The following is a 21,806-nucleotide window of genomic DNA, read 5'->3' as shown; positions in this document are numbered from 1 at the left end:
GAGACGCGCGGCACGGGCCATTCAGACCTGCTTGTTACAATCGCCCACTTTTTCGGGAACCTCCATGTCCAATCGCACCACTCATGGCCATGACGGCGAGCGCGCGCTGTCGCTCGCAACGCTGGCGATCCATGGAGGGCAGTCGCCAGATCCAAGCACCGGCGCGGTGATGCCGCCGATCTATGCGACGTCCACCTATGCGCAGTCCAGCCCCGGCGAGCACCAGGGTTTCGAGTATTCGCGCACCCACAACCCCACGCGCTTTGCCTACGAGCGTTGCGTTGCCGCGCTGGAAGGCGGGACGCGCGCCTTTGCATTCGCTTCCGGCATGGCTGCCACCTCGACGGTGATGGAGTTGCTGGATGCCGGCAGCCACGTGGTGGCGATGGACGACCTGTACGGCGGCACCTTCCGCCTGTTCGAGCGCGTGCGTCGTCGCACCGCCGGCCTGGATTTCAGCTTCGTGGACCTGACCGACCCGGCCGCGTTCGAGGCGGCGATCCGCCCCGACACCAAGATGGTGTGGATCGAAACCCCGACCAACCCGATGCTCAAGCTGGTCGATATCGCGGCCATTGCCGCGATCGCGCGCAAGCACGGCCTGCTGATCGTGGTCGACAACACCTTTGCTTCCCCGATGCTGCAGCGCCCGCTCAGCCTGGGTGCCGATATCGTCGTGCATTCGGCTACCAAGTATCTCAATGGCCACTCGGACATGGTCGGTGGCATCGCCGTGGTCGGTGACAACGCCGAGCTCGCCGAGCAGATGGCGTTCCTGCAGAACTCCATCGGGGGCGTGCAAGGCCCGTTCGATAGTTTCCTCGCGCTACGCGGATTGAAAACCTTGCCGCTGCGCATGCGCGCCCACTGCGAAAACGCATTGGCGCTTGCGCAATGGCTGGAAACCCACCCTGCGATCGAAAAGGTCATTTACCCCGGCCTTGCCTCGCACCCGCAGCATGCGCTCGCGCAGAGCCAGATGTCCGGCTTCGGCGGCATCGTCTCCATCGTCCTCAAGGGCGGCTTCGACGCAGCCAAGCGCTTCTGCGAAAAGACCGAATTGTTCACCCTGGCCGAATCGCTCGGCGGCGTGGAAAGCCTGGTCAACCATCCCGCCGTCATGACCCACGCCTCCATTCCCGTGCCCCGCCGCGAGCAGCTCGGCATCAGCGATGCGCTGGTGCGGTTGAGCGTGGGAATTGAGGATTTAGGGGATTTGCGGGCGGATTTGGAGCGGGCGCTGGGTGCAGCTGTAGAGGGAACGGATCAAAATGCGTAATCCCTTGTCCGTGCTGTCGGCTGTTCACAGTCTGCGACAGCACCGAAAGCTTATCTACCAATTGGCCAAGCGTGAGGTGCTTGGGCGTTACCGTGGGTCCATCGTTGGCCTCGCTTGGTCATTTTTTAATCCGTTGCTGATGCTCGCCGTGTACACCTTCGTCTTTTCCTACGTGTTCAATGCACGCTGGGCAGGGGCGGCGCAGGGTAGTCGCGCCGAGTTCGCGATAGTCTTGTTTGCCGGCATCATGGTTCATGCTTTTCTTACCGAGTGCATCAGTAAGGCGCCCAATTTGGTGCTCGGTAACGCGAGTTACGTAAAGAAGGTGGTGTTTCCACTTGAAATTCTGACTTGGTCTGCAGTGGCATCGGCGTTCTTCCATATGCTGATTACCTTGGCAGTCTTGCTTATCGCGCAATATTTTCTGCTTGGGCGACTGCCGCTGACCGTGCTGTATTTCCCATTGGTTATTTTCCCACTGGTGCTGGTCTCGGCTGGTGTCACTTGGTTCTTTGCGGCACTAGGCGTGTATTACCGCGATATCGGGCAGATCACTGGGCTATTGGCTACCGTGTTGTTGTTCATGAGCCCAGCGTTGTATCCGGTCTCTTCGTTGCCGCCTAGCATGCAGAAGCTGATTTACCTCAATCCGCTCACTTTCATTATCGAACAATCGCGAAACGTGCTGATGTGGGGCTTGCCGCCTGATTGGTCCGGGCTGTTGAAGTACTTCATCGGAAGCGTGGTACTCGCCTACCTTGGTTACTACTGGTTCCAGCTGGTCCGTCGCGGATTCGCGGACGTTGTTTGAACAGTCGTATCCGTATTTTGACATCGAACGAAGGGCTCCCCATGCCGGAATTGGCGATCCAGGTTTCTGGCGTTTCCAAGTGCTACCAGGTCTACGATAAACCGCACGACCGGATCAAGCAGGCTGTCGTACCGCGCATGCGTCGCGCGATTGGCCTAGACTCCAATCGATATTTCAAGGAGTTCTGGGCGCTGCACGACCTTTCTTTCGAGGTCCGCAAAGGCGACACGGTCGGTATCATCGGGCGGAATGGCTCGGGCAAGTCGACGCTGCTGCAGATGATCTGCGGCACACTCACGCCCACGACTGGCGACATCAAGGTAAAGGGCCGCGTAGCTGCGCTGCTGGAACTCGGCGCGGGTTTCAATCCTGAGTTCACTGGGCGCGAAAACGTGTTCATGAGCGCCGCCATCCTTGGGCTGAGTCACGAGCAGGTCGTCGAGCGTTTTGATCGGATCGTGGCCTTCGCCGACATCGGCGACTTCGTCGATCAACCTGTCAAGGTGTATTCCAGTGGTATGTACGTGCGTCTAGCGTTTGCGGTGATCGCGCACGTCGATGCCGACATCCTGGTGGTCGATGAGGCGCTCGCCGTCGGCGATGCGGTGTTCGTGCAGAAATGCATGCGTTTTCTGCGTTCTTTCCGCGAGCGCGGTACATTGTTGTTCGTCAGTCATGACACCAACTCGGTGCTGAGTTTTTGCCAGTCTGCGATTTGGCTGGACAAAGGGGTGATGCGCATGCACTCCAGTGCGCAAGAAACCACCCAGGCTTACATCGAGTATTGTGCCCAGGAAAGTTATGGCGATGAGGTAAAGCTGCAGGCACTGGACCGTCGGGAGATCAAAGGCAGTATATCTCCCAGCGGACGAGCTCCGATCAAAACCGTGGAAGAAGTCACCCTGGAGATGTTCGATAACATCGCCCATTCGGACGGATGGAAGTCAGGCGAGGCCAGTATCGAAAGTGTCTCGTTGACCAACATCGACGATCCTTCCCGGCCTTTCTTCTATGGTGGTGAACATGTTCTGCTGAGGATTTCCGCGCAGGTCCACCGTGACATGAATAGCCCGATTGTCGGATTTTTCGTCAAAGACAGTCTCGGGCAGTCGTTGTTTGGTGAGCATACCTATACCCATGTGCAGCCGCCGATGGAGTTAAAAGCTGGGCAAGCAGTGGAGGCCGAATTCGAGTTCTATTTGCCATTGCTGCCGAATGGCGACTACTCCATGACGGTTTCCATCGCAGAGGGCGACCCAGTGACAAACACCCAGCATCATTGGCTGCACGATGCGGTGATCTTGAAGGTGTCCTCGCCGACCTTGCGTTATGGATTGGTCGGCATTCCGTTTGACCGTGTGCAGATGCAGGTGGTGGACAATCCGTGAGTGAATACGCAAGCCAGATAGCTCCTTTGCTCAGTCAGGATCCGCGCGTCCAGGTCGGCCGCTTCACCTACGGGAACCCGCAGTTCAAGGTGTGGAGCGATAACGAGTCGGTGGGTATTGGGTCGTTTTGCTCGATCGCAGAAGAAGTTGTCATCTTCGGTGGTGGCGAGCACCGTAGCGAATGGGTGACGACATTTCCCCTGCGCATTGCGTTCGGTGATCCTCTCGCTGGGCGCGACGGCCATCCGGCGACCAAGGGACCGACGCGGATCGGCAACGATGTATGGATCGGCTACGGCGCGACCATTCTTTCCGGCGTGACGGTAGGGGACGGCGCCATCGTTGGTGCGCGCGCTGTGGTGACGCGCGACGTGGCGCCGTATTCGGTCGTGACCGGCAATCCTGCACGCCAAGTGAAAATGCGTTTTACCCCCGCACAGGTCGAGGCGTTGATGCGTATCCGCTGGTGGGACTGGCCGATCGAGGAGATCCATGCGCGGCAGTCCGATCTTTGTGGCGGTAGCGTGGAAGCGTTCGTCCAGCAATTTCGTTGAACCAGACGGCACCTGGGCCACGGCCTCGTTGCTCCAGACAAGATTTATGAGGCCATGATGATTAGCGTTACCATCAACAACTCGATGTTCATGCAGCCGCGCAACACGCCTGAAAGTGCGTGGTTGGGGCATATTCCGTTTGCAGCCTGGCTGGTTGAACTCGTACGCCCAGATATTCTTGTGGAGTTGGGAACGCACCGTGGCGCCTCGTACCTGGCGTTCTGTCAGGCTGTCCAGGCTTGCGCTGCTCCGACACGATGCTACGCAGTCGACACGTGGCAAGGTGATGAGCACGCTGGCGAATACGGTGATGAAGTCTTCCTGCCATTGTTGGATTACCACCAACGCAACTATGCAGATTTCTCCCGTCTCATGCGCATGCGCTTCGAGGAAGCTGTCGAATATTTCGACGACCGTACTGTCGATATATTGCATATCGATGGCCTGCACACGTACGAAGCCGTCAAGAACGATTTCGAGACATGGCAGGCCAAACTTTCCAAGCGCGCAGTCGTGCTGTTTCATGACATCAATGTGCGGGAACGTGGCTTTGGCGTCTGGAAGTATTGGGACGAGATGCGAACCCAGTATCCATCATTCGCTTTCACCCACACACATGGATTGGGAGTTTTGCTTGTTGGTCCCGAACAGCCCCAGCCGTTGTTGGATCTCTGTCGTCTGGATGTTGCTAACGGAGATGCAGTGCTTGGTAATAGGCTATTCGATCAACTCGGGAAGCTGATCGGGGCCAATATCGATATAGGAACTCTGGCTCAAGAGCAGGGGCGTCTCATCGGATTGGTTAATGAGCATCAAGCCGCACGTCAGATAATTAATCAAGAGGTCGTCGATCTAAAGGCGAATCTTGAACAGCGGATAGATGCCTTGCACAGAGCAAACTTGCTTGGCGAGCAGCTAAGTCAAACTCAGGAAATCCTTGCCTTACGTGAAAAGGATAATCAAGAGTTGAATGCATCGTTGCTGTCTATGACAAGAGAGCTGGAGCGGATGCGGGGATCATTGAGTTGGCGGTTGATGGGGCCATTCCGGCGGGTACGTAGATTATTCGGTTGATTTGAATCTGATTACCCACCACCACACGGCGAATTGGTATGTCCCGATGAAGCAATGGCGCGTTCTGATCCTTGATACCAAGAGGAGCAATCCAAATCACTACATCTGCTTGGCGATGGCTAGAGCCTTGTCCGAAGCGGGCGCAGTTGAGTGTGTGGTGCGTGCAGACTACGCCGATGCCGTCCTGGCGGCACAGCATAGCGCCTGCAACCTCTTCATCGCCTTCGACGGCGAAGAGCTGGACCGTCCAATCGTCGAACGCATCGCCCAGATATGCGGACGCAGCGTACTTTGGGTGACTGAGGATCCGTACGAACGCAGTATCAACATCGCTAATGCGGATCTTTTCGATCTGATATTTACCAATGACTCGGGAAGTGTATCTGGATATGGCAGCAAGGGTGTGTCGCTGCCGTTGGCAGCTGATCCACGCTTCCATTTTCATTCCATTCCCGATGATCATGACGATACCCATTATCTATACGATTTGTTTTTCGCGGGTACGGCATGGCCTAATCGCTCCGAATTCCTGGCGCGGCTGCAGTCAGCGATTCCAGAGATCAATCTGAAGTTAGCGCTGCCCGCAAATCCATACATTCCGGCGCCTAAACTCGGTATGGATCCCAGCGCATACGACTGGCGCACGCCAAATACCGAGTTCGCCCGGTTCGCAAACCGTAGCCGTTCTGTCTTGACGTTACATCGCTCCTTTTCGTCTTCTGGCAACGATCCGGTTGCGCATACGCCTGGTCCGCGCTTCTTTGAGGTCGCGCTGGCGGGTGGTTTCCAGCTGGTCGATATTTCTATTCCCGAGATTCGGGTCCAGGACTACTATCAAGAAGGCCGCGACTACGTTGGCTTCGACGGTCCTGCAGATTGTATTGAAAAACTCAGGCACTACCTCGCTCATCCTGAGCAGCGCATGGCGGTTGCCAGATCGGCACAGGCAGTGACGTTGAAGAAACACTTATACCTGAACCGGGTAGAGTATCTCCTGTCTTGCGTAGACGCTTTGCAGCGTGAGCCCAAGCCGATCGTGAAGAATGAAAAAGATTCTCCGCTGACTCGCCGCAAAGTGCTGGTAGTGTCGCACAACATCATTGGTGTAGCGCCTTACGGCGGTGTGGAGGTCTATCAAGAGTCGGTACGCCAGGCGTTGGCCGATGATATCGAGTTCCTGTTCTATACGCCCGACCGTACTGTTCAGCCTAGCGGCCGCCGCTATACATTGCGCAACGAGGCACTGGACGTCGTCGAAACGTTCGACTTTGATGGGGGGCTGGACGAGGCCGCATTGACCTGCCCGCAACGAGAGGAAGCTTTCTCCGGACTGCTGTACAAGTACGGCATTGAATTGGTGCATTTCCAACACTTGATCGGGCATCCGCCTTCTATCGGTCTGTTGCCAGCTGCCCTCGGGTTGCGATGTATCTTCAGTCTCCACGATTACCATGCCGTGTGTTCTCGCTTTAATCTGCTTGATTATCGTGAGGTGTACTGCAATATTCCCTCGCTGCCGATCGAAACCTGCGATGTCTGCCTAAATGCTTCGCGAGGTGCCGATATCGGCAGTCAAGCGCGCCGTCGCGCTTTTTTCAGCCGCGTGTTGGACCACATGGACGTGCTGCACGTGAATACGCCTGGAGTTGCTGCGCTCTACCAGCGCATGTATCCGGGGCTATCGGATTCCGGGCGTCTTCTCGTCAATGCGGTGCCCATGCCAAAGAACGACGAAATCTCCGCTGTGCCATTGCCACAGTTGCGCCAGGGCAGGCTTCGAATCGCTATACCCGGCAACTTCACTCGCAATAAAGGCGGTAACGAACTGATCCATGTGATCAATCAACTGCGTTACGACGAGGTGGAAATTAGCATCGTGGGGCCGGTTCCTGCCGAATATCAGACAATTCTGGATATTCTTAAGATTCCTAATTTGACGCTGCATGGTGCCTACAAACCGGGAACGTTAAAGCAGATCCTGGCAGGTCATGACCTCTCGATCCACTTCTCGATTTGGCCCGAAACCTACTGCATCAGCCTGTCCGAAGCATGGTCGGCTGGAGTGGTGCCGATTGTTTCTGATATTGGCGCGCTGGGAGAACGGGTGATCGATGGAGAAAATGGCTACGTCGTTCCGGTCAGCGAAGCCGGCAGTATGGTGCGTCTAATCCGGCAGCTGATTGCCGACCGTTCCGGTTTGGAAGCCATCCGTGTGCGCGTGTTGGCAACAACCACGCAACATCACGACGACCATATGCGGTGGCTGCGGGATCTGTATACCAAACTGCTGCCGCTACAGCCGTTCGTGCAGCGTACGCAGAATTATCCGCGCGGCAATACCATTCGAGATCTGGGTATTTTGCTAGTCGAGCCGAACTGGGTAATCCCACCGCGTGCAGCAAGCGTGGCCGATGGAGGCAGTGGCCCAGTCCCGGTTCTTCCTCTGGGAATCGTCGGCAGGGGGTACCGCTTCTATAAGAAAAATGGACTCAGAAATACGATCGCGAGAGTTCTGCAGGGAATTGCGCGGCGCCTCGGAGGAGTGCGGACATGAGCGTTTTTGCCCAAAAGATCTTGGTCAGCGGGGCATCTCCTGATAACCAGAATCGCAATGTCGTTCTGCGCGACTACGTGACTGAAGGGTTCGCGCAGTTGCCGCAGGTGGCGCAAGCGTTAGCCACCCCGCTTGAGTTTGCCGCCAAACGCGCGAGCGAGTTACAGCCGGACGTGGTTGTCTGTTTTGGCTCGTGCATGCCTGACGATGCCGAGTATGCCCGTCTTCGACGCTACTGCACGCAGGCCGGCGTGCCTATGGTGTTCTGGCTGCACGACGATCCCTATGAATTCGATTACAACTACAAGATCCGTGACGTTGCAGACATCGTCTTCAGCAACGATCGCTGGTGCGCAGAGCACTACGCACACCCGTTTGCAAGGCACCTGCCGCTGGCCGCAAGCCAGCAAGCACATTGGCGGCCGGTTAGCACTGTTAAGGGCATCAGCATTTTTTTCTGCGGCGTCGCTTTCGCTAACCGCAAGCGCCTCCTGGGTGACCTGCGCAAGACTCTGCAATCGTACGATGCGATGATTCTTGGTGATGGCTGGCCGAGCGAGCTCGCGTTCTGCAGCAATCGTCGACTGCCCAATGATCAGCTATCCGACCACTATGCACGTTCTTGGGTGACGCTCAACATGGGCCGTGATTTCAATTACGCCAATGATCGCTTCAAGCTCGAGCCTTCCACGCCCGGGCCGCGGACCTTCGAGGCTGCCATGGCCGGAACCACCCAGGCATTCTTCGTCGAGAGTCTGGAGATCACCGATTATTATCAACCGAACAGCGAAATCTTGCTCTACAACTCGGCTGTTGAGTTTGCACATTTAATGGAGCAGGTGCTGAACGATCAGCCCAGGTGTATGCGCATCGCCGAGGCTGCACAACAGCGCACGATCGCTGAGCACACGTACAAGTCCCGAGCACAGAGAATTCTGGACACTGTCGACGAGTGGCGAGTGTCTGGCCATTAATTCGAAGAATTGAATGGCGAGAGATATGGCTCTCAATGCGTTTTAGCTAGTGCGGTGCGCGATCTTCGACGATTACGATCTTCGGGTCGCGCATCAGTGTCCAGACCTCTTGGTTGGCGCTCGGCTTGAGCTGGATGCCAGCATCATGTCCGGCCAGCGGCGCAAGATCCAGTTCGATGCGTGTCCATTCTGTCTGCTTGTCCAACCTGGGAACAAATACAGCCTGAAGAGGCGGACGCCCCTCTGCGCTGGCGAATATGCGAAACTCCACCTCGGTTGCTCGATCGCGCGGCCATTCCGGGTGGACACGTACCTCGGCGATAAAACGGCTACGTCGCGTGATTGGCACATGATCAAAACGCAACCACTGTCCCGCGTTAATCCATGATTCGTAGTGAGATGGTGGCTCTCTGTCCGGTCGATTGATGCCAATTATCTCTTTGTCTGGCCGATTTATTCCAAGGATGGCGCCCCCATTTCGATAAGCAGAAATTTGAGTCCAGCGGCTTAGATTTATTTTCTCGCCATTTTCAACGAAGCCGCCGTCATGACTAAAGTGATAGACAAATTTTGGCGCTATTAATGCGCACGCTGCAAGGAGGCCCAGTGCCGCAGCTGCGCAGGAGTTAGGTGTTATCCCCCACGACTGCTTGCTCATCGAGTGGCGCTCGAAAATATTTTCAGTTTGGATGGCTGCCATTTCCGGGGCCACACAATACTGGCCGCGACGATTAACAAGCTTGGCACTATCACGGCAAGGTAATAAGCGTGAAATTCTCCGGCGTAGCTTCCGGGAGGATATCGCCAGAAATAAATCATCAGGTACTCGGCAATCATCGCCAGTGCAATCGCCGTCATCGTTGGCTCCCTCAGGGAGCTGAATCCTATACTGAATGAGATGAGTACGGGAATGGCTGAAAACATCATGATGATAAGGAGGAAAAGATCATCGCGCCTGTAAAGGCCAAGTCCTGGAATTAATGGTAGTACAAAAAAGACGATCAACGCCAATCGTGGGAGCCAGCGCTCCGAGTGGCTGTGGAGCAGGCCGCGCAGCGTGACGATGCCTCCGATCAGTCCTAAAGCAAACCATGTGCGCATGTGCTGTGTATAGAAAAGTGTCTCACCAAGGGTGCGCCAACTGATCGCTTCGTTAGACAGGCGATAGTTGAGGATCGCGTCGAGCGTCTCGATCGGCAGAATGCCCTTGATCATGTTCATCCATGGCAGGACTGCAAGGTTTGCAGGATTTGTCGAAGAGTAGAACTCTTTCGCGATCTGCTCAGCGGTGTGGTCCAATCCATAGGCGACTTGTACGTTGTATAAATAGTAAGTGCGCAGGGGCGTAGCTCCTCCGACGAGGTGCTCTGCCACGAACCAGGCGATCGGTACGGCCGCGCACGCGAATGGGACCGCCGCTAGGCGTGGCCAAGTAATCCCATATTTCTGTCTTTGGGCCAAGAGGATGAGGATGAGCGCACCGCCAAATGAAAGGTGCGCCCAGAGGAATGATCCGTGCGCAACGAAGGATGCCCCGCTGAGTAATATCGCAATGATCCAGTTTTTCCGTAATGCCTGGGTGCAGGCGAGGCATATAAGCGAGAGTGCCAATAATTTCGGCCACAACCCGATAGTGTTAAAAACCAGAAAGGGGGATGCCAGAAGCAGCATGCTGATGATCAACGTGCTGCGTCCATTGCTAAAGCGCTCTACCACGTTCAAGAGGCTCAGCGCCGCGATCGAGTTAATCGCTATCCACAGGTTTGTGTATGCGAACGCCGTCAATTCGTCATAGTCATAAAACTTGGGCTGCAGATGGATGCCAAAGGCAGGCAGCGTTCCAGCAGTAATGATGCCGCCCAAGAATGGCCTGTCAAAAAGAGCAAACTGCTGAGCACCTATGAGTTGATGACCAAACAGCAGATACTGTGCCTGGAACGCCGATTGTGGCGAATCGCCCGGAGTAACGTTGGTGAGCGAAAAGATGCTCCAGAAGATCGTGCTGCCGCGAGCCGGACCGTAGTGGAAGCTTAGAAGGACCAGGTAGCAGGCAACGCTATAGGCTATAACCAGCAAGAGAGGCTTTGCTAAGGTGACCGCCATCGGACGCCGCCAACGCCAGCTGATCACAGCGCCAGCAAGCAATATCCAAAGAGCCATGCCGCTCCACCCTGGGGCAACTACCAGAGCAACGCTGGTCAATGCGGCATGCGCCAACAGTCCAGCGAGCATGGTACTGGCTCCACGTTCCCAGCTGGACTCGATAGTGCTTAGCCAAGCACGTCCGATCATGTCACCAATGAGGCACAGAAAAATTAGATAGGCAGGCCCAACCATAGCCGTCAGGACAACAATCTGCAGCTGAGTCATCGTGTGATTCCAAGGATCCGCGGCAGTAGCCGTCTATGTAGCAGGTCGATCCTAAATTATAGAGTGGACAGTGAGTCAAGTGCGTGGAATTTGCTTCATCAGCTGTCGGCCAATGAGCTGTGTGAAGAATTCGCCGGTTTTGTTTTATCATTAACCTTAGGAGCAGCCGCCGGCGCTGTGGGATTTGTGAGAATGGAGCACAGAGGATGATGGCAGTGCTGGTTGCATTGGGGCTAATCGTATTGACTGCCTTGTTAGTGGTCTTGATTGGCGGCGCGCTTCTCTCGTGCACTGCAGGCGGGCGCTCGCTTAAGGGGCTGGAGCTTCTTGCCTACTCCATTGGGTTTGGCATTTTGGGACTAGCGATCCTTGGCATTGGCACAGTGTCCATATCTTGGGACTACGAGCGCAATGCGTGGTTACTGCTCTCCGTCACTTTAGTGGCCTCTGTTGTGCAGTGGAGCCGGTCGGATGTCTTCTCGCGTCTGTTCGGCTCCGGTGCTGGTGAGGCGGTGCTTCAATCTCGGCTTGCTGCGCTTGGATGGCTGCTAATGGCAGCCATCCCGATGCTGATGACATTCGTGCCCATCAAGATGCCTTCAGAGCTACCTGATGGTGCCTACGTAATCAAGAATGACCACCTGCACGTCAAAGTGCAGGTGATGCTTGGGGCATTCCCAGCCGATAATTTCATTCCCTTCGCCGCGACCGAGTATCTACTACGCGATATTCCCTTTGCGGAGGAGCGACCGTTGATGCCAGGCCAGGAGCTTGCCAACCGACCAATCTTGATGTCGCTAGCGGCCGTACCGCTGCGAGCAGCACTGGATGCGCCGCAAAAATTAAATGGGCCTCTGCCGACGTTTCGTTATGTCGGCAGACAATGGCCTGACGTTGGCCGTTTTGGTGACGACCGTAGCTACCGCCGGTTTCTGGCGGTGTCCCTGGTCTTGAATGCATCGCTTTTTATCGGCGCTGCATTGCTCTTCCAGTATTTCGGGCTGAGTCGGGGTTACTGGGTTGCGGGTTTGCTAGTGTTCGGCAGTAGTCCTTATTTTGTGGCACAGACACTATTCGCTTGGCCAAAATCGCTCGCTGCGTTCTTCTTGGTACTGAGCGCGTTCACACTGCTGGCACGCAAACCCACGTGGATTGCAGGTCTATTGGGGGCCTTGGCTTACTGGTCGCATCCATATGCCGTCGTGTTCCTAGGTGCATTCGGGTTGTACCTCCTGATTCGGGAACGCAACGACATGAACCCTAGCCGCGGACTGTTGCCGTTTGCAGTAGTTGCTTTCGGAGGCCTCGCGATATGGTGGTTATGGGCGAACTGGTACTTGCAATTGTCATCGGATTTGGTCGAGCAAAATCTTAGCGTAGGCGCCAGCCTGGCTTCACATGCGGAAGCGCGTTTCGTCAACTTACTCAATGCGATCGCGCCCATCAGCTTCCGCGTCCTGCCAACAGTTGGCGATCTGGTGCAGGCGTCGCTGCACGGTATTGTCGGCGCGGTGGGGATTTTGCTACTGCCTCCAGCCGCATTTGCGTCCGTGCAATGCATTCGCCAGCATTCGAAAGAGTTCGTATTGTTGCTGGCGCTGCCCTCGGCACTGTTGATTGGCGTGTTTAGCGTACTGAGCATCCCGGCAGTTCACGGCCTCCAGGCGGTGTCTGTAGCGCTGTTGATGCTCTCTTTGCGTTGGATGCAGCAGAGAAACTTTTATTCATTGATGCTGGCCTGCGTCTCCGGGCAGATTGCAATTAATATCGTCTTATTACTACACCGCGGACACGCGTTGCTGTCCGGCTGAGCGGTTTTTTCGGAGGAATCATGCTCAAACATCTTCTTGTCAGCTTGTTGCCGTTATCGTTGGCGGCTTGTCATCAATATCCTCCGCGCGACTGCCAGCTCAGCGGCAATGTGCAGGTGCAAGTGCGGTCCCCACTCGACGATTCTTCAAATCGATCCATTCGCCTCTCTGCGGGCGAGACGATTCGTGGAACATTTTCTCCTGCCGGGGCATTGCGTGTGGATGCAGTTGCGGTGCAAATTGGAAACGGCGGGGGCGCTGCAGATGGCGAGGTGGAGTTCCGGCTTTGCCAGGATGGCCGTTGTGTCGAGGGCAAAGCTCCGCTACAGGGTTCTAAGGACAATGATTACCTGGAGGTTGGATTACGTTCTAATCTTGGAGTGACGTTCGAGGGAGGCATGATCAGCTACGAGTTCAAACGACTGTCCGGCACCAAGGAAATGGTCGCTTGGATCTATCCCGGTATTGGTCGGCAGACTGGATTAACGTTGGCTGCAGGCAGCACGGATGAAACATTGAACCTAATGCTTCGGCAGCATTAGCCTTCAGCGGGGCAGGCATGTGGACCTGCCCTTCATCATTTCACTTATCTTGATCTTGGAATTTCACGCAGTCGCGGCAGCCAAGTTCGTTTTCCAGCAATCCGCTGAACTGATGCAGTTCAGCGTGGAACTCGGGATCCAATTCTAAAAGTGGCCGGTCTTGAATGAAGCCACTTGTCTTCAGTTGTACACGGGCGTCTTCCACGACTTTGGACCATTTTTCCGAGAACGGCGTTGCAAAAATTGGCCAAAGCGTCGTCACAGTCGTGAAAAACACGTAAGTCGCTACAGCGGCTCCACCCCCGATTGCGCTGACCGGAAGGATGGCCCAATTTCCCAGGCTTTTTGCCAACGGAATCAGAAGTAGGGGGCTGAGCATAAAAATGAAGAATGCAGGAAAGATCAGGTAGCGCGTACCAAACAGGAAAGGATTTATTGCTGTGTTTCCAGGCGAATACTGGAGGCGGACCACGATCAGTGCGCAATACAGCCCCAGTGAAAACGCAAAAGTTCCAGAAAGCAGCCCGTAAGCGACTAGTAGCGGTTTTTGCTCCTGTCGGCCCTTCCACAGCAGTGCGATTGATGTCGCGACGATGGCGAGAAGCAGCGCATAACCATACGCTGCATCGGTGGCGTATGTATCGGGATTCGGCCAAGGGAAGCGGCCGTTGGCCCATAGCGAGCGGGCGCCGCCCTGCAAAGATCCCATGTACAGCGCGCCCATTCTGATCACGTGATCGCCTAGGTTAATCGTTCGCTCGCCAGTCGCTTGCTCTGTGCTCTGCGCCATGATCGCAGCTTGCATCAAGGTCACGATCGTGGAAACGGCGGCGGCGGCATATGCCTTGGCAGGCAATCTGAGCGCCCATGTGCATACAATCGTAGCCACGATAACGGTAACACTGATCGTAAAGCCCACGCCGAACAAATGCATCGAGGCGTAGCCCCATGCGAGAGCCCAGTAAAGGGGCTTGATGTGATTTGTGCGTATTGCATTCAGCAGGTTCGACGTTGCCATTGCGCCGCAAGCAAGGCAAAGCAATTGGGCGGCCATAAACGGCCACGTAGTCAGTTCCAAAACGGTGGGTTGGACCACGAATGCCATTGCCACCAGCCCTGCGATGACCGCGCAGGCTCGCGGGTGCAGAGATGTCAGTGCAAGCGCGGAGTGGCTGAGTAGATAGAGCGATGTCGACAGAAGTCCAAGTACAAGCATCTGACGAATGAACCAGTACTGCTCATCAGCGCCAAACCAGCCGGCCTGTACGAACTCCAAGATGAAGAACACAGGGGTGTAATGGCCGTTGCGAGCGTGCGTCAACAGCGGCTTGATGAAATCGAAATGGTCGCCATGGCTCCAGGCTTGCGCAATGAATAAGCCAGACTCTGCCCGAAACGGCGTCATGTTGAGTCCGATCAGATGGCTGTATGCCGCAAAGAGCAAGGAGAAAACGACGAAGGCGATGACAACGTGCCAGGTCTCTACCACTTTGCTTGTGCCGTCGAAGGGCTCGCTGGGAATCATGTCGTATGGAGTACTTGTCATTATGTAGAGCAGCGAGGTCGTGGCGCTGGCGAGAAGCGTGCAGGGTTTTCAGCTGCGGAAAGATAAACGTTTATGACCGATGTAACTCGTGAGTACAGGGGTGGCGACACCGATGGCATGCGCAATAGTCTCGGCGCCACGGGTCACGCCCAGCAAGGGCAGGAGCCAGCGCGCCAGTAGCAGGCTGACGCAGAACGTCTGCAAGAGCGCAATAGCATTCACAACCAGAAACCACATTACTTGCGAGTGCGCTGCATTGTTCGTGTCATTAAAAGCAAGCTTGCGCATCAGCACGAATGCCACGACAAGGCCGACCATGAACCCCAGAACGATCGCAAGTGAATATGGCACCCACTGGCTGAAGAGGATGCGCGAACAGAAATTGGCAGCAGCAGCGATGCCGCCAGATAAGACAAACATGAAAAAGCGCTTGCTGATCACGGCTCGCCTGCTGCAGTCTCAGCCAGGGTAGTACCAACCGCCAGACTTTCGGAAATTGAGCGGTCTTCAGGATAGTAATATGCTGTGTCGGCCATGTAGAAGCCGGTCAATGGCGTCTTCATCGCCGGCAGCATGTCCTGGAACCCCGGGGGGCAGATAGTCTGCGCAAATTCGTAACGATGGCAGTGCGTGGCGAGGACCCATTCCGGCTTGAATGCAGGGTTGATTCTAGGCAGATAGCTGATCACTTCATCGATCAGCTGCTGATTGCTCCATTGCCACTTCGGGTGGGTCTTGGGCATGTAATAGGGCGCATACAGGATCTTCTGCGCGGGGTCCGTGCCTGGGTTGAGATTGCTATATTCAATGACGCCAGGAATAGCGATGCTGTCATCGCTGATATTCATCCAGAAGTTTTCGCTGATCGGTTGGCTAAGCTTGAGAATGACGCATGCGACTGGAATATTTTCGATTCGACGTATGGAATCAGCGAATGCTGCAGGCAGTCCCGGTACCATCGCCGGCACATACTGAATCGGTGCGGTTGAGATCACCGCATCGTATGCGTGGAATTGGTTGCCCACGCGGATGCCGGTGACCCGGCCGGCTTCGGAAACTACTTCATCGATCGGCTGGCTGAGCAAAATACGGCCGCCACGACGCTTAATCTCGGCCACCATTGCATCCAGCAGGATGGCCGAGCCCCCCTCCAAATAACCCAGGCTCTCGTTGAACAGATTGCGCCGGGAGAGTGCAATGCGTTTGATGCGTGTGCCGATCCACGACGCCGACAGATCGTTGGCGTACTCGAAGAACTTCAGTCCAAACGCTTTCTCCCACATGACCTTATAGGCTTTCTTGCCGATCCAGCCTGTGATCCAGTCGCGTGCGTTCTCCTTGTCGAGCGCCGACCAGTCGGAGATGCCTTTGGTGTGCATCACGTGTAACGCATAACGCAGCTTACTGATCGGGCCCAAATGAGGGAAGCTGAGCAAGGCGAAAGGTGATCCCCATTTATAGAGCCGGCCATCGTAGAAATAGCCCATCTTGGTGTCGGTCCACTTCAGTTTATCGGCCATGCCAAGGCGGTCGAGCAACTTGAACAGCGGGTAGTCGGTTTTGCAGATGAAATGGTAATAGCGCTCGATAGAAAGGCCGTCGAAGTCGAAAGCCGCCGACATGCCGCCGATGCGGTCGTCGCGCTCATAGAGATCGACCCTGTGACCACGGTCCAGAAGTTCGAGTGCGGCCATCAGGCCCATGGGGCCACTACCGATGATTGAGTACGTGCTCATGTTTACCTTGGAGATGATGGATGACAGCCAGGGCAGGGCGTCAACGCTTGAGGACGATATGACTGTAGCGCGGGTCGCAGTAGCTTTCGCGGATGGCCTCTTCGAACGGGGTCTGGGTCACGCCGAAAATCGCCTGTGTATCTACGCCTTTGAAGTCATCGCCTGCCGAGAGTGCCTTGAGTTGATCGGCGGTGAAGGGCGGCTTGCTGCTGAAAAGGCTGTACACCCGGAGTAAAAAGGCAAAAAAGCCAATCGGGATATGCACGATCACAGTGCGCAGTTGTTTCGCGCGCTTGATGGTGCGAATGATATCAACGTAATCCACGCGCGTAGCGCCAACGATATCGTAGATGTCGCCCGCAGGTTCGCGCTCTATGCACTGCACGATGCAGCGACAGAAATCGCGCTCGTACAACGGCTGGCGCATGAACTTGCCGTCGCCGGGGATCGGGAATACCGGAGTGCGGGCCATGAAGCGCGACAGCCATCCCAGGTGCTTGGGGTCGAACCAGCCGAACATCAACGTCGGGCGCAAAACGCAGTGAGGGATCCCGCTGTTGCGGACTAGCGCCTCCTGTAGCTTCTTGGTCTCGGTGTAGTCATCAGTTGCAACTGAATTCACGACCGAAGAACTGATGTGCACCATATAGGGAATCTGATGATCCACGCAAGCCTTCAGCACGTTTTCGGTCGCCTGTAGGTTGTTGCGGTCGAATAACGTGCGGAACTTGCCGGTGATCTGTGCATGCAACTGCACTATCAGGCGAGCGCCTGCGAACGCTTCGCTCCAGACACCGGGTTCGGCGAGATCGGCCAGTATCGTCTTTACGTCCGGATGCAGCTTGCGCAAGATCTCAAGGTTGTGCTCGTGCTTGTCGATAGCGACCAGCTGGGTGTAGCCCTGCTGTTTCATTTCGACGATGAGGTTCTGTCCCACCAGGCCTGCGGCACCGGTCAACACGATCTTGTCACTTTTCTGTGCCATGGATGGACTCTGAAACGAATGGAGGAATGGATCAGCCGCGCTTGTAGGCAACGACCAGCGCTTGCTTGCCCAAGAAGTGCCAGGCGAGCGGGATGCGCAGGTAAAGCGATACCAGCCACGGCGCCTGCGGTAGCCGGCTCTTGGTGGTATAGGGCAGGAATTTGGGGATCACTACCTGCGGCTCCAATCCCGCCATCAGTACTCCCTCGACGAGGCTACGGTCGCTTAGTGCCGTGTGGTGGTCGAAGTAATCCCAATACTCGTCATACAGGAAGCGAATGTTGGGTTGCAAGATAATGACCCTTCCGCCCGGCTTGAGCATGCGCGCGCTTTCCCGCAGCGTTTGCAATACGAGATCTTTGGTTGGCAGGTGCTCGAGAAAGTTGCTCATGAACACCGCATCCACGCTGGCGCTAGGGATCGAGCTGACCGCAATGCATGACTCATTGATCACGCGGATACCATCAGCGGCGAACTTGCGTACGTCAGGATTGAGGTCAACGGCGATCTTGTGCGCGGCCGGAATATTGTTGATGAACTCGCAATATCCTGCTCCGATGTCGACCACGGTCTCATTGGGTTTGACGAACCGACTGAAGTACTGCGTGCACAAGACTTGCCAGATCCGGTTCTTGTTGGCGAGTTCTTCCTTCGGGAAACGGTGTTGATAGAGCACGTCGAGATCGTGATCGATATCTGGCATCTCAGCACTTCCTCTGTGGATGGGGTGGTTTATAGCGAGATGCGACGAAAGATGAATTCCGGGATGTTCTTGATCACCAGCATGATTGCCCACCAGAAACTGGGCAGGTAGGCCACAGCGCGACGCTTGTCCACTGCACTGAGGATCCCCTTGGCAATCTGGTCCGGCTTTGCCCACAGTGCGCCCTTCTTGAAGGCTGCAGTCATGGGGGTGTCGACGAAGCCCGGCTTGATCGTGAGCACGTTGATGCCTTGCGGGCGCAGGCGCTGTCCGAGGCCGCTCAAGTAGGCGGTCACGGCTGCCTTGGCGCTTCCATAGAGGTAATTACTGGCTCGGCCGCGATCTCCAGCCACCGAAGAAATGACTGCCAGTGTGGCGCCCGACGTCAGTCGCGGCACAAGCGCTGCGCACAGCGCGATCGTGGAGGTGCCGTTGGTGGCGAATTCGCGCAGCGACAGTTCGACCGATGCGTTACATGCAGCTTGATCCGGGAGCGTGCCATGCGCGATCAACACGACATCGACACCGCCCAATGCAGCCCACGCTGCATCCAGAACCTCGCCATGACGCGCATTGTCGTTGACATCCAGCACGCCGATGCTGGTTCGCGCGCCGCGGGTGGTGAGATCGGCCGCAATTGTTTCCAGGCGTGGGGCCTGGCGGCCGAGCAGGTGGACGGCCGCACCGCGTGCGGCGTAGCGTCGGGCGGTTGCTTCGGCAATGGCCGAGGTGGCTCCGATAATAAGGACGCGTTGCATGTCTACTCCGTGACCCGGCGCCAGAAGCCGGAAGAAAAACGTGGATCGAGATAGCTGCCGAACTCGCGCCAGCGGCCATAGGCACGCTGAAACGACTGTGCTGTCATACGTGCGTCCTTGGCAGGGTACAGAGCACCGCCTGCTTCGTCGACGATGCGGTCCAGTCGCTCAAGCAGGCGGAAGACATCAGGACCGGTATTGGGAAAGTCCAATGCCAAGGTCGTGCCTGGCCTTGGGAAAGACAGCATGCCGATGGAAGGTGTGTTGCCGAATTCCTTCAACACAGCCAGGAACGAGCCGCTGCCGCTGCGCGCGATCTCTGCAAGCAGCGCGTCCACTGCGTCCCGCGCGGTTGCGGGCGGCAAGACACACTGGTACTGCAGAAAGCCGGAGGGGCCGTACATGCGGTTCCAGTCACGGATGCCGTCAAGCGGGTAAAAGAACGGCAAAAGATGGCTGACGAAGCGTTTGTGCGGAGCCGGCTGGCGCCAATAGTAGAGCGCGTTGAAAGGCCGCAGGGAAAACGTGTTCACCAACGAAATCGGTGGAGTGACAGGCATGGAAAAACCTGCGCCTGGCGGTTTCGGTCGCTCGTGCGCAAGCCCGGTGCAGTGATCTGCGCGGGTAAAGTGCCCGCGCCCGCGCGCCTTGCCACTTGCCAGGCAGTCGATCCACGCCACACTGTACTCGTGGCTTTCGGCCGCGGCTGCCGATAACGCAAAGAACTCTTCAAGCGAGCCGAAGCGAATGTTTTCCGCTTCCAGCGCGGAGCTTGCGACGCGGCGCAGCTGAATTTCCGCCCAGGTGATCAGGCCGGTCAGCCCGAGTCCTCCCACTGTCGCTGCGAACCAGCGATCGGCGTGATCCGGAGTGCACACCCGCCGCTCGCCGTCGCTACGCAACAGCTCGAATGCGCGCACATGGTGACCAAAATTGCCGGTCCGATGGTGGTTCTTGCCATGCACGTCGTTGGCAATCGCGCCGGCAACAGTGACGTAGCGGGTGCCGGGAGTCACCGGCAGAAACCAGCCTTGCGGCAATACCAGCTCGATGATCTCGTTGAGAGTGACGCCAGCCTCGCAGCGCAGCACGCCACTGGCGGGATCAAAAGCGATGAATCGATCAAGCCCGCGCGCGCGCAGCAATACACCATCCGGATTCAGGCAACTATCGCCATAACTGCGCCCGTTACCACGCGGCAGCGCAAGGCCGTCGAATGCGGGCAGAGTCGCTGCACGATCGTTGATCGGTAGCAGCGTCTGCTGCGCGCTGGGATACCGCCCCCAGGATTGCCCTGCGGCCATCAGATGGCGCTCAGTGCGAATAACCCGCACAGCACCACAACAATCTGGCTGACACGGTCGGTGGCAGCGAACACGATCGGGTCGTCATGCATCTCTCCGCGATGCGCAATGATCCAGACCCTGCTCACCCAATACAGCAGCACCGGGCACACCAGCCAGAGCAGCTTGGGATTGCGGTACAGCTCCACGCTCTCGGGGCTGTTGATGTACAGCGCCATCACCATGACCGCGATGTAGCCGGCGGCCGCGCCCATGGATTGCAGCAGCGAGAGATCCTCCACCGAATAGGCCCGGCCACTGGCCCTGGTCTTGCCGCTGCTCAACATGGCATGCAGTTCCGTGTAGCGCTTGAGCAGCGCGAGCGACAGGAACATGAACATTGAAAATGCCAACAACCAGAACGACAACTCGATGCCGATCGCCACCGCGCCGCCGATGATGCGTACGGTGTAGAGCGCTGCGAGCAGCACCACGTCGATCATCACAATGCGCTTCAAGCGCAGCGAATACGCCAAGGTCATGATGTAGTAGGCAAGCAAGACCAGGGTGAATTCAATGTTGCATGCCAGCGACAGCAGGAGCCCGGCAATGGTCAGCGCGGGGGCGACCAGCAGCCCATGCAAAAGCGGGAGCCGACCTGCCGCGAACGGGCGCTTGCGTTTGCGTGGATGCTGACGGTCAGGCGTCAAATCCAGCAGATCATTGAGCACATAGACGCCGGAAGCGCATAACCCGAACGCGACCAGCGCAATCGTGGATTGCAGCACCGATTCCAGATCCAGGAATCGGTGCGCGGTCAGCAGCGGAACGAACACGAGCAGATTTTTCAGCCACTGGTGCAGGCGCAACGCCTTCAGCCATGCACGGGCGCGCGACGGGGCAGGCCAATGCGCATACACGGTCGTGCGTTGCGCCGCTGCCTTTGCCAGTGCGGTGCCGTTGTTGACGACCCAGGCGCCACCGGCCTTGTCCCAGACGTGCAAATCCACGCTGCCGTTGCCGGCGTAATCGAAGTTGCCCTGACCAAACGCGTCGACCAGTACGTCTGCCTTGTTGCGACCAGACAGATTGCGCTTGCCATCGCTGGCAATGACCTGCTCGAAGAGGCCTAGATGCTCTGCAATAGGCTGCACCAGCAGTGCATCGGAGGCGGTGCACAACACGCGCGGGCGTTGCGTTGTGGTGCGCAACAGCTCGAGCACCTGGTGGTTGTAGGGCAGGGTCTCTGCAGGCAGGACGACGCGGGAGGCAAGTTCGCGCTTCAGTGCGGCCTTCCCACGCAACAGCCACAGTGGCAGCAAGAACACGTACAGCGGGTTTCGCGCCAGCAACGCCAGCACCGACTCATAGAGAATGTCCGAATTCAAAAGCGTGCCATCCAGATCCACGCACAAGGCGCGTCCCGAAACAACCGGAC

At 56.7% G+C, this 21,806-nt stretch carries 19 protein-coding genes; 9 read left to right on the top strand and 10 right to left on the bottom strand.

Annotated features, from left to right (window positions below; genetic code table 11):
* Nucleotides 1–64: 64 nt before the first annotated feature.
* The 7 genes from FLG15_RS17840 to FLG15_RS17810 are packed head-to-tail and all read left to right on the top strand — an operon-like array spanning nucleotide 65 to nucleotide 8,634.
* A complete protein-coding gene (locus FLG15_RS17840) occupies nucleotides 65–1,279 on the top strand; it encodes a cystathionine gamma-synthase (RefSeq protein ID WP_057679551.1) in 1,215 nt (404 codons plus the stop codon).
* Nucleotides 1,272–2,090 (top strand): ABC transporter permease, encoded by an 819-nt coding sequence (locus FLG15_RS17835; protein ID WP_057679552.1) that lies wholly within the window; start codon nucleotides 1,272–1,274, stop codon nucleotides 2,088–2,090. Before FLG15_RS17840 ends, FLG15_RS17835 begins: the two co-directional genes overlap by 8 nt.
* A 41-nt stretch (nucleotides 2,091–2,131) precedes the next feature.
* Nucleotides 2,132–3,478, top strand: coding sequence for an ABC transporter ATP-binding protein (locus tag FLG15_RS17830; protein WP_057679553.1), 1,347 nt, complete (start codon nucleotides 2,132–2,134; stop codon nucleotides 3,476–3,478).
* Entirely contained in the window at nucleotides 3,475–4,032 is a 558-nt protein-coding gene (locus tag FLG15_RS17825; protein WP_057679554.1) for a CatB-related O-acetyltransferase, read from the top strand. Before FLG15_RS17830 ends, FLG15_RS17825 begins: the two co-directional genes overlap by 4 nt.
* Nucleotides 4,033–4,089: 57 nt before the next feature.
* Nucleotides 4,090–5,106 carry a class I SAM-dependent methyltransferase gene (locus tag FLG15_RS17820; RefSeq protein ID WP_081022969.1) on the top strand — a complete coding sequence of 339 codons (1,017 nt, stop codon included), beginning with the start codon at nucleotides 4,090–4,092 and terminating at the stop codon, nucleotides 5,104–5,106.
* Between the two features lie 46 nt (nucleotides 5,107–5,152).
* Nucleotides 5,153–7,660 (top strand): glycosyltransferase family protein, encoded by a 2,508-nt coding sequence (locus tag FLG15_RS17815; RefSeq protein ID WP_150146940.1) that lies wholly within the window; start codon nucleotides 5,153–5,155, stop codon nucleotides 7,658–7,660.
* The gene (locus FLG15_RS17810; protein ID WP_057679557.1) at nucleotides 7,657–8,634 is read left to right on the top strand and encodes a CgeB family protein; all 978 of its coding nucleotides are present in this window, start codon (nucleotides 7,657–7,659) and stop codon (nucleotides 8,632–8,634) included. Before FLG15_RS17815 ends, FLG15_RS17810 begins: the two co-directional genes overlap by 4 nt.
* A 46-nt stretch (nucleotides 8,635–8,680) precedes the next feature.
* Here FLG15_RS17810 and FLG15_RS17805 read toward each other — a convergent pair whose 3' ends face one another.
* Together FLG15_RS17805 and FLG15_RS17800 are read right to left on the bottom strand one after the other, a co-directional pair.
* On the bottom strand, nucleotides 8,681–9,334 hold the full coding sequence (locus FLG15_RS17805; protein WP_150117270.1) for a hypothetical protein: 654 nt from the start codon (nucleotides 9,332–9,334) through the stop codon (nucleotides 8,681–8,683).
* Nucleotides 9,289–11,004 (bottom strand): hypothetical protein, encoded by a 1,716-nt coding sequence (locus FLG15_RS17800; protein WP_057679558.1) that lies wholly within the window; start codon nucleotides 11,002–11,004, stop codon nucleotides 9,289–9,291. Before FLG15_RS17800 ends, FLG15_RS17805 begins: the two co-directional genes overlap by 46 nt.
* Nucleotides 11,005–11,210: 206 nt before the next feature.
* Here FLG15_RS17800 and FLG15_RS17795 point away from each other — a divergent pair, with 206 nt between their 5' ends.
* On the top strand, nucleotides 11,211–12,815 hold the full coding sequence (locus FLG15_RS17795) for a glycosyltransferase family protein (protein ID WP_057679559.1): 1,605 nt from the start codon (nucleotides 11,211–11,213) through the stop codon (nucleotides 12,813–12,815).
* Nucleotides 12,816–12,835: 20 nt separating this feature from the next.
* Nucleotides 12,836–13,357 (top strand): hypothetical protein, encoded by a 522-nt coding sequence (locus tag FLG15_RS17790; protein ID WP_150146937.1) that lies wholly within the window; start codon nucleotides 12,836–12,838, stop codon nucleotides 13,355–13,357.
* Nucleotides 13,358–13,397: 40 nt separating this feature from the next.
* Here FLG15_RS17790 and FLG15_RS17785 read toward each other — a convergent pair whose 3' ends face one another.
* From FLG15_RS17785 to FLG15_RS17750, 8 genes are all read right to left on the bottom strand, one after another.
* Nucleotides 13,398–14,882: a hypothetical protein gene (locus FLG15_RS17785; RefSeq protein WP_057679561.1), complete on the bottom strand. Its 1,485-nt coding sequence runs from the start codon at nucleotides 14,880–14,882 to the stop codon at nucleotides 13,398–13,400.
* Between the two features lie 69 nt (nucleotides 14,883–14,951).
* On the bottom strand, nucleotides 14,952–15,344 hold the full coding sequence (locus FLG15_RS17780) for a GtrA family protein (RefSeq protein ID WP_057679562.1): 393 nt from the start codon (nucleotides 15,342–15,344) through the stop codon (nucleotides 14,952–14,954).
* On the bottom strand, nucleotides 15,341–16,639 hold the full coding sequence (locus FLG15_RS17775; RefSeq protein ID WP_057679563.1) for an NAD(P)/FAD-dependent oxidoreductase: 1,299 nt from the start codon (nucleotides 16,637–16,639) through the stop codon (nucleotides 15,341–15,343). Before FLG15_RS17775 ends, FLG15_RS17780 begins: the two co-directional genes overlap by 4 nt.
* A 40-nt stretch (nucleotides 16,640–16,679) precedes the next feature.
* On the bottom strand, nucleotides 16,680–17,624 hold the full coding sequence (locus tag FLG15_RS17770; protein WP_057679564.1) for an NAD-dependent epimerase/dehydratase family protein: 945 nt from the start codon (nucleotides 17,622–17,624) through the stop codon (nucleotides 16,680–16,682).
* 31 nt (nucleotides 17,625–17,655) lie between these two features.
* Nucleotides 17,656–18,327, bottom strand: a complete 672-nt coding sequence (locus tag FLG15_RS17765) for a class I SAM-dependent methyltransferase (RefSeq protein ID WP_057679565.1) — start codon at nucleotides 18,325–18,327, stop codon at nucleotides 17,656–17,658.
* A gap of 29 nt (nucleotides 18,328–18,356) precedes the next feature.
* Nucleotides 18,357–19,085 (bottom strand): SDR family oxidoreductase, encoded by a 729-nt coding sequence (locus FLG15_RS17760; protein ID WP_057679566.1) that lies wholly within the window; start codon nucleotides 19,083–19,085, stop codon nucleotides 18,357–18,359.
* A 2-nt stretch (nucleotides 19,086–19,087) separates the two neighbouring features.
* Nucleotides 19,088–20,389 (bottom strand): FAD-binding oxidoreductase, encoded by a 1,302-nt coding sequence (locus FLG15_RS17755; RefSeq protein ID WP_057679567.1) that lies wholly within the window; start codon nucleotides 20,387–20,389, stop codon nucleotides 19,088–19,090.
* Entirely contained in the window at nucleotides 20,389–21,777 is a 1,389-nt protein-coding gene (locus tag FLG15_RS17750; RefSeq protein WP_150147733.1) for a UbiA family prenyltransferase, read from the bottom strand. The genes FLG15_RS17755 and FLG15_RS17750 overlap by 1 nt, the downstream gene beginning before the upstream one ends.
* Nucleotides 21,778–21,806: the final 29 nt, after the last annotated feature.

This window comes from Xanthomonas phaseoli pv. dieffenbachiae (genome assembly GCF_008639345.1).
Taxonomy (GTDB): domain Bacteria; phylum Pseudomonadota; class Gammaproteobacteria; order Xanthomonadales; family Xanthomonadaceae; genus Xanthomonas; species Xanthomonas phaseoli.
This window is presented reverse-complemented; position numbering and strand designations above follow the sequence as displayed.

Excerpts from the sequence above, each read along its gene's own strand:
- FLG15_RS17840 (WP_057679551.1), top strand. The coding sequence starts at position 65 with ATGTCCAATCGCACCACTCATGGCCATGACGGCGAGCGCGCGCTGTCG.
- FLG15_RS17835 (WP_057679552.1), top strand. The coding sequence starts at position 1,272 with ATGCGTAATCCCTTGTCCGTGCTGTCGGCTGTTCACAGTCTGCGACAG.
- FLG15_RS17830 (WP_057679553.1), top strand. The coding sequence starts at position 2,132 with ATGCCGGAATTGGCGATCCAGGTTTCTGGCGTTTCCAAGTGCTACCAG.
- FLG15_RS17820 (WP_081022969.1), top strand. The coding sequence starts at position 4,090 with ATGATTAGCGTTACCATCAACAACTCGATGTTCATGCAGCCGCGCAAC.
- FLG15_RS17815 (WP_150146940.1), top strand. The coding sequence starts at position 5,153 with ATGAAGCAATGGCGCGTTCTGATCCTTGATACCAAGAGGAGCAATCCA.
- FLG15_RS17810 (WP_057679557.1), top strand. The coding sequence starts at position 7,657 with ATGAGCGTTTTTGCCCAAAAGATCTTGGTCAGCGGGGCATCTCCTGAT.
- FLG15_RS17805 (WP_150117270.1), bottom strand. The coding sequence starts at position 9,334 with ATGGCAGCCATCCAAACTGAAAATATTTTCGAGCGCCACTCGATGAGC.
- FLG15_RS17800 (WP_057679558.1), bottom strand. The coding sequence starts at position 11,004 with ATGACTCAGCTGCAGATTGTTGTCCTGACGGCTATGGTTGGGCCTGCC.
- FLG15_RS17795 (WP_057679559.1), top strand. The coding sequence starts at position 11,211 with ATGATGGCAGTGCTGGTTGCATTGGGGCTAATCGTATTGACTGCCTTG.
- FLG15_RS17790 (WP_150146937.1), top strand. The coding sequence starts at position 12,836 with ATGCTCAAACATCTTCTTGTCAGCTTGTTGCCGTTATCGTTGGCGGCT.
- FLG15_RS17785 (WP_057679561.1), bottom strand. The coding sequence starts at position 14,882 with ATGATTCCCAGCGAGCCCTTCGACGGCACAAGCAAAGTGGTAGAGACC.
- FLG15_RS17775 (WP_057679563.1), bottom strand. The coding sequence starts at position 16,639 with ATGAGCACGTACTCAATCATCGGTAGTGGCCCCATGGGCCTGATGGCC.
- FLG15_RS17770 (WP_057679564.1), bottom strand. The coding sequence starts at position 17,624 with ATGGCACAGAAAAGTGACAAGATCGTGTTGACCGGTGCCGCAGGCCTG.
- FLG15_RS17765 (WP_057679565.1), bottom strand. The coding sequence starts at position 18,327 with ATGCCAGATATCGATCACGATCTCGACGTGCTCTATCAACACCGTTTC.
- FLG15_RS17760 (WP_057679566.1), bottom strand. The coding sequence starts at position 19,085 with ATGCAACGCGTCCTTATTATCGGAGCCACCTCGGCCATTGCCGAAGCA.
- FLG15_RS17755 (WP_057679567.1), bottom strand. The coding sequence starts at position 20,389 with ATGGCCGCAGGGCAATCCTGGGGGCGGTATCCCAGCGCGCAGCAGACG.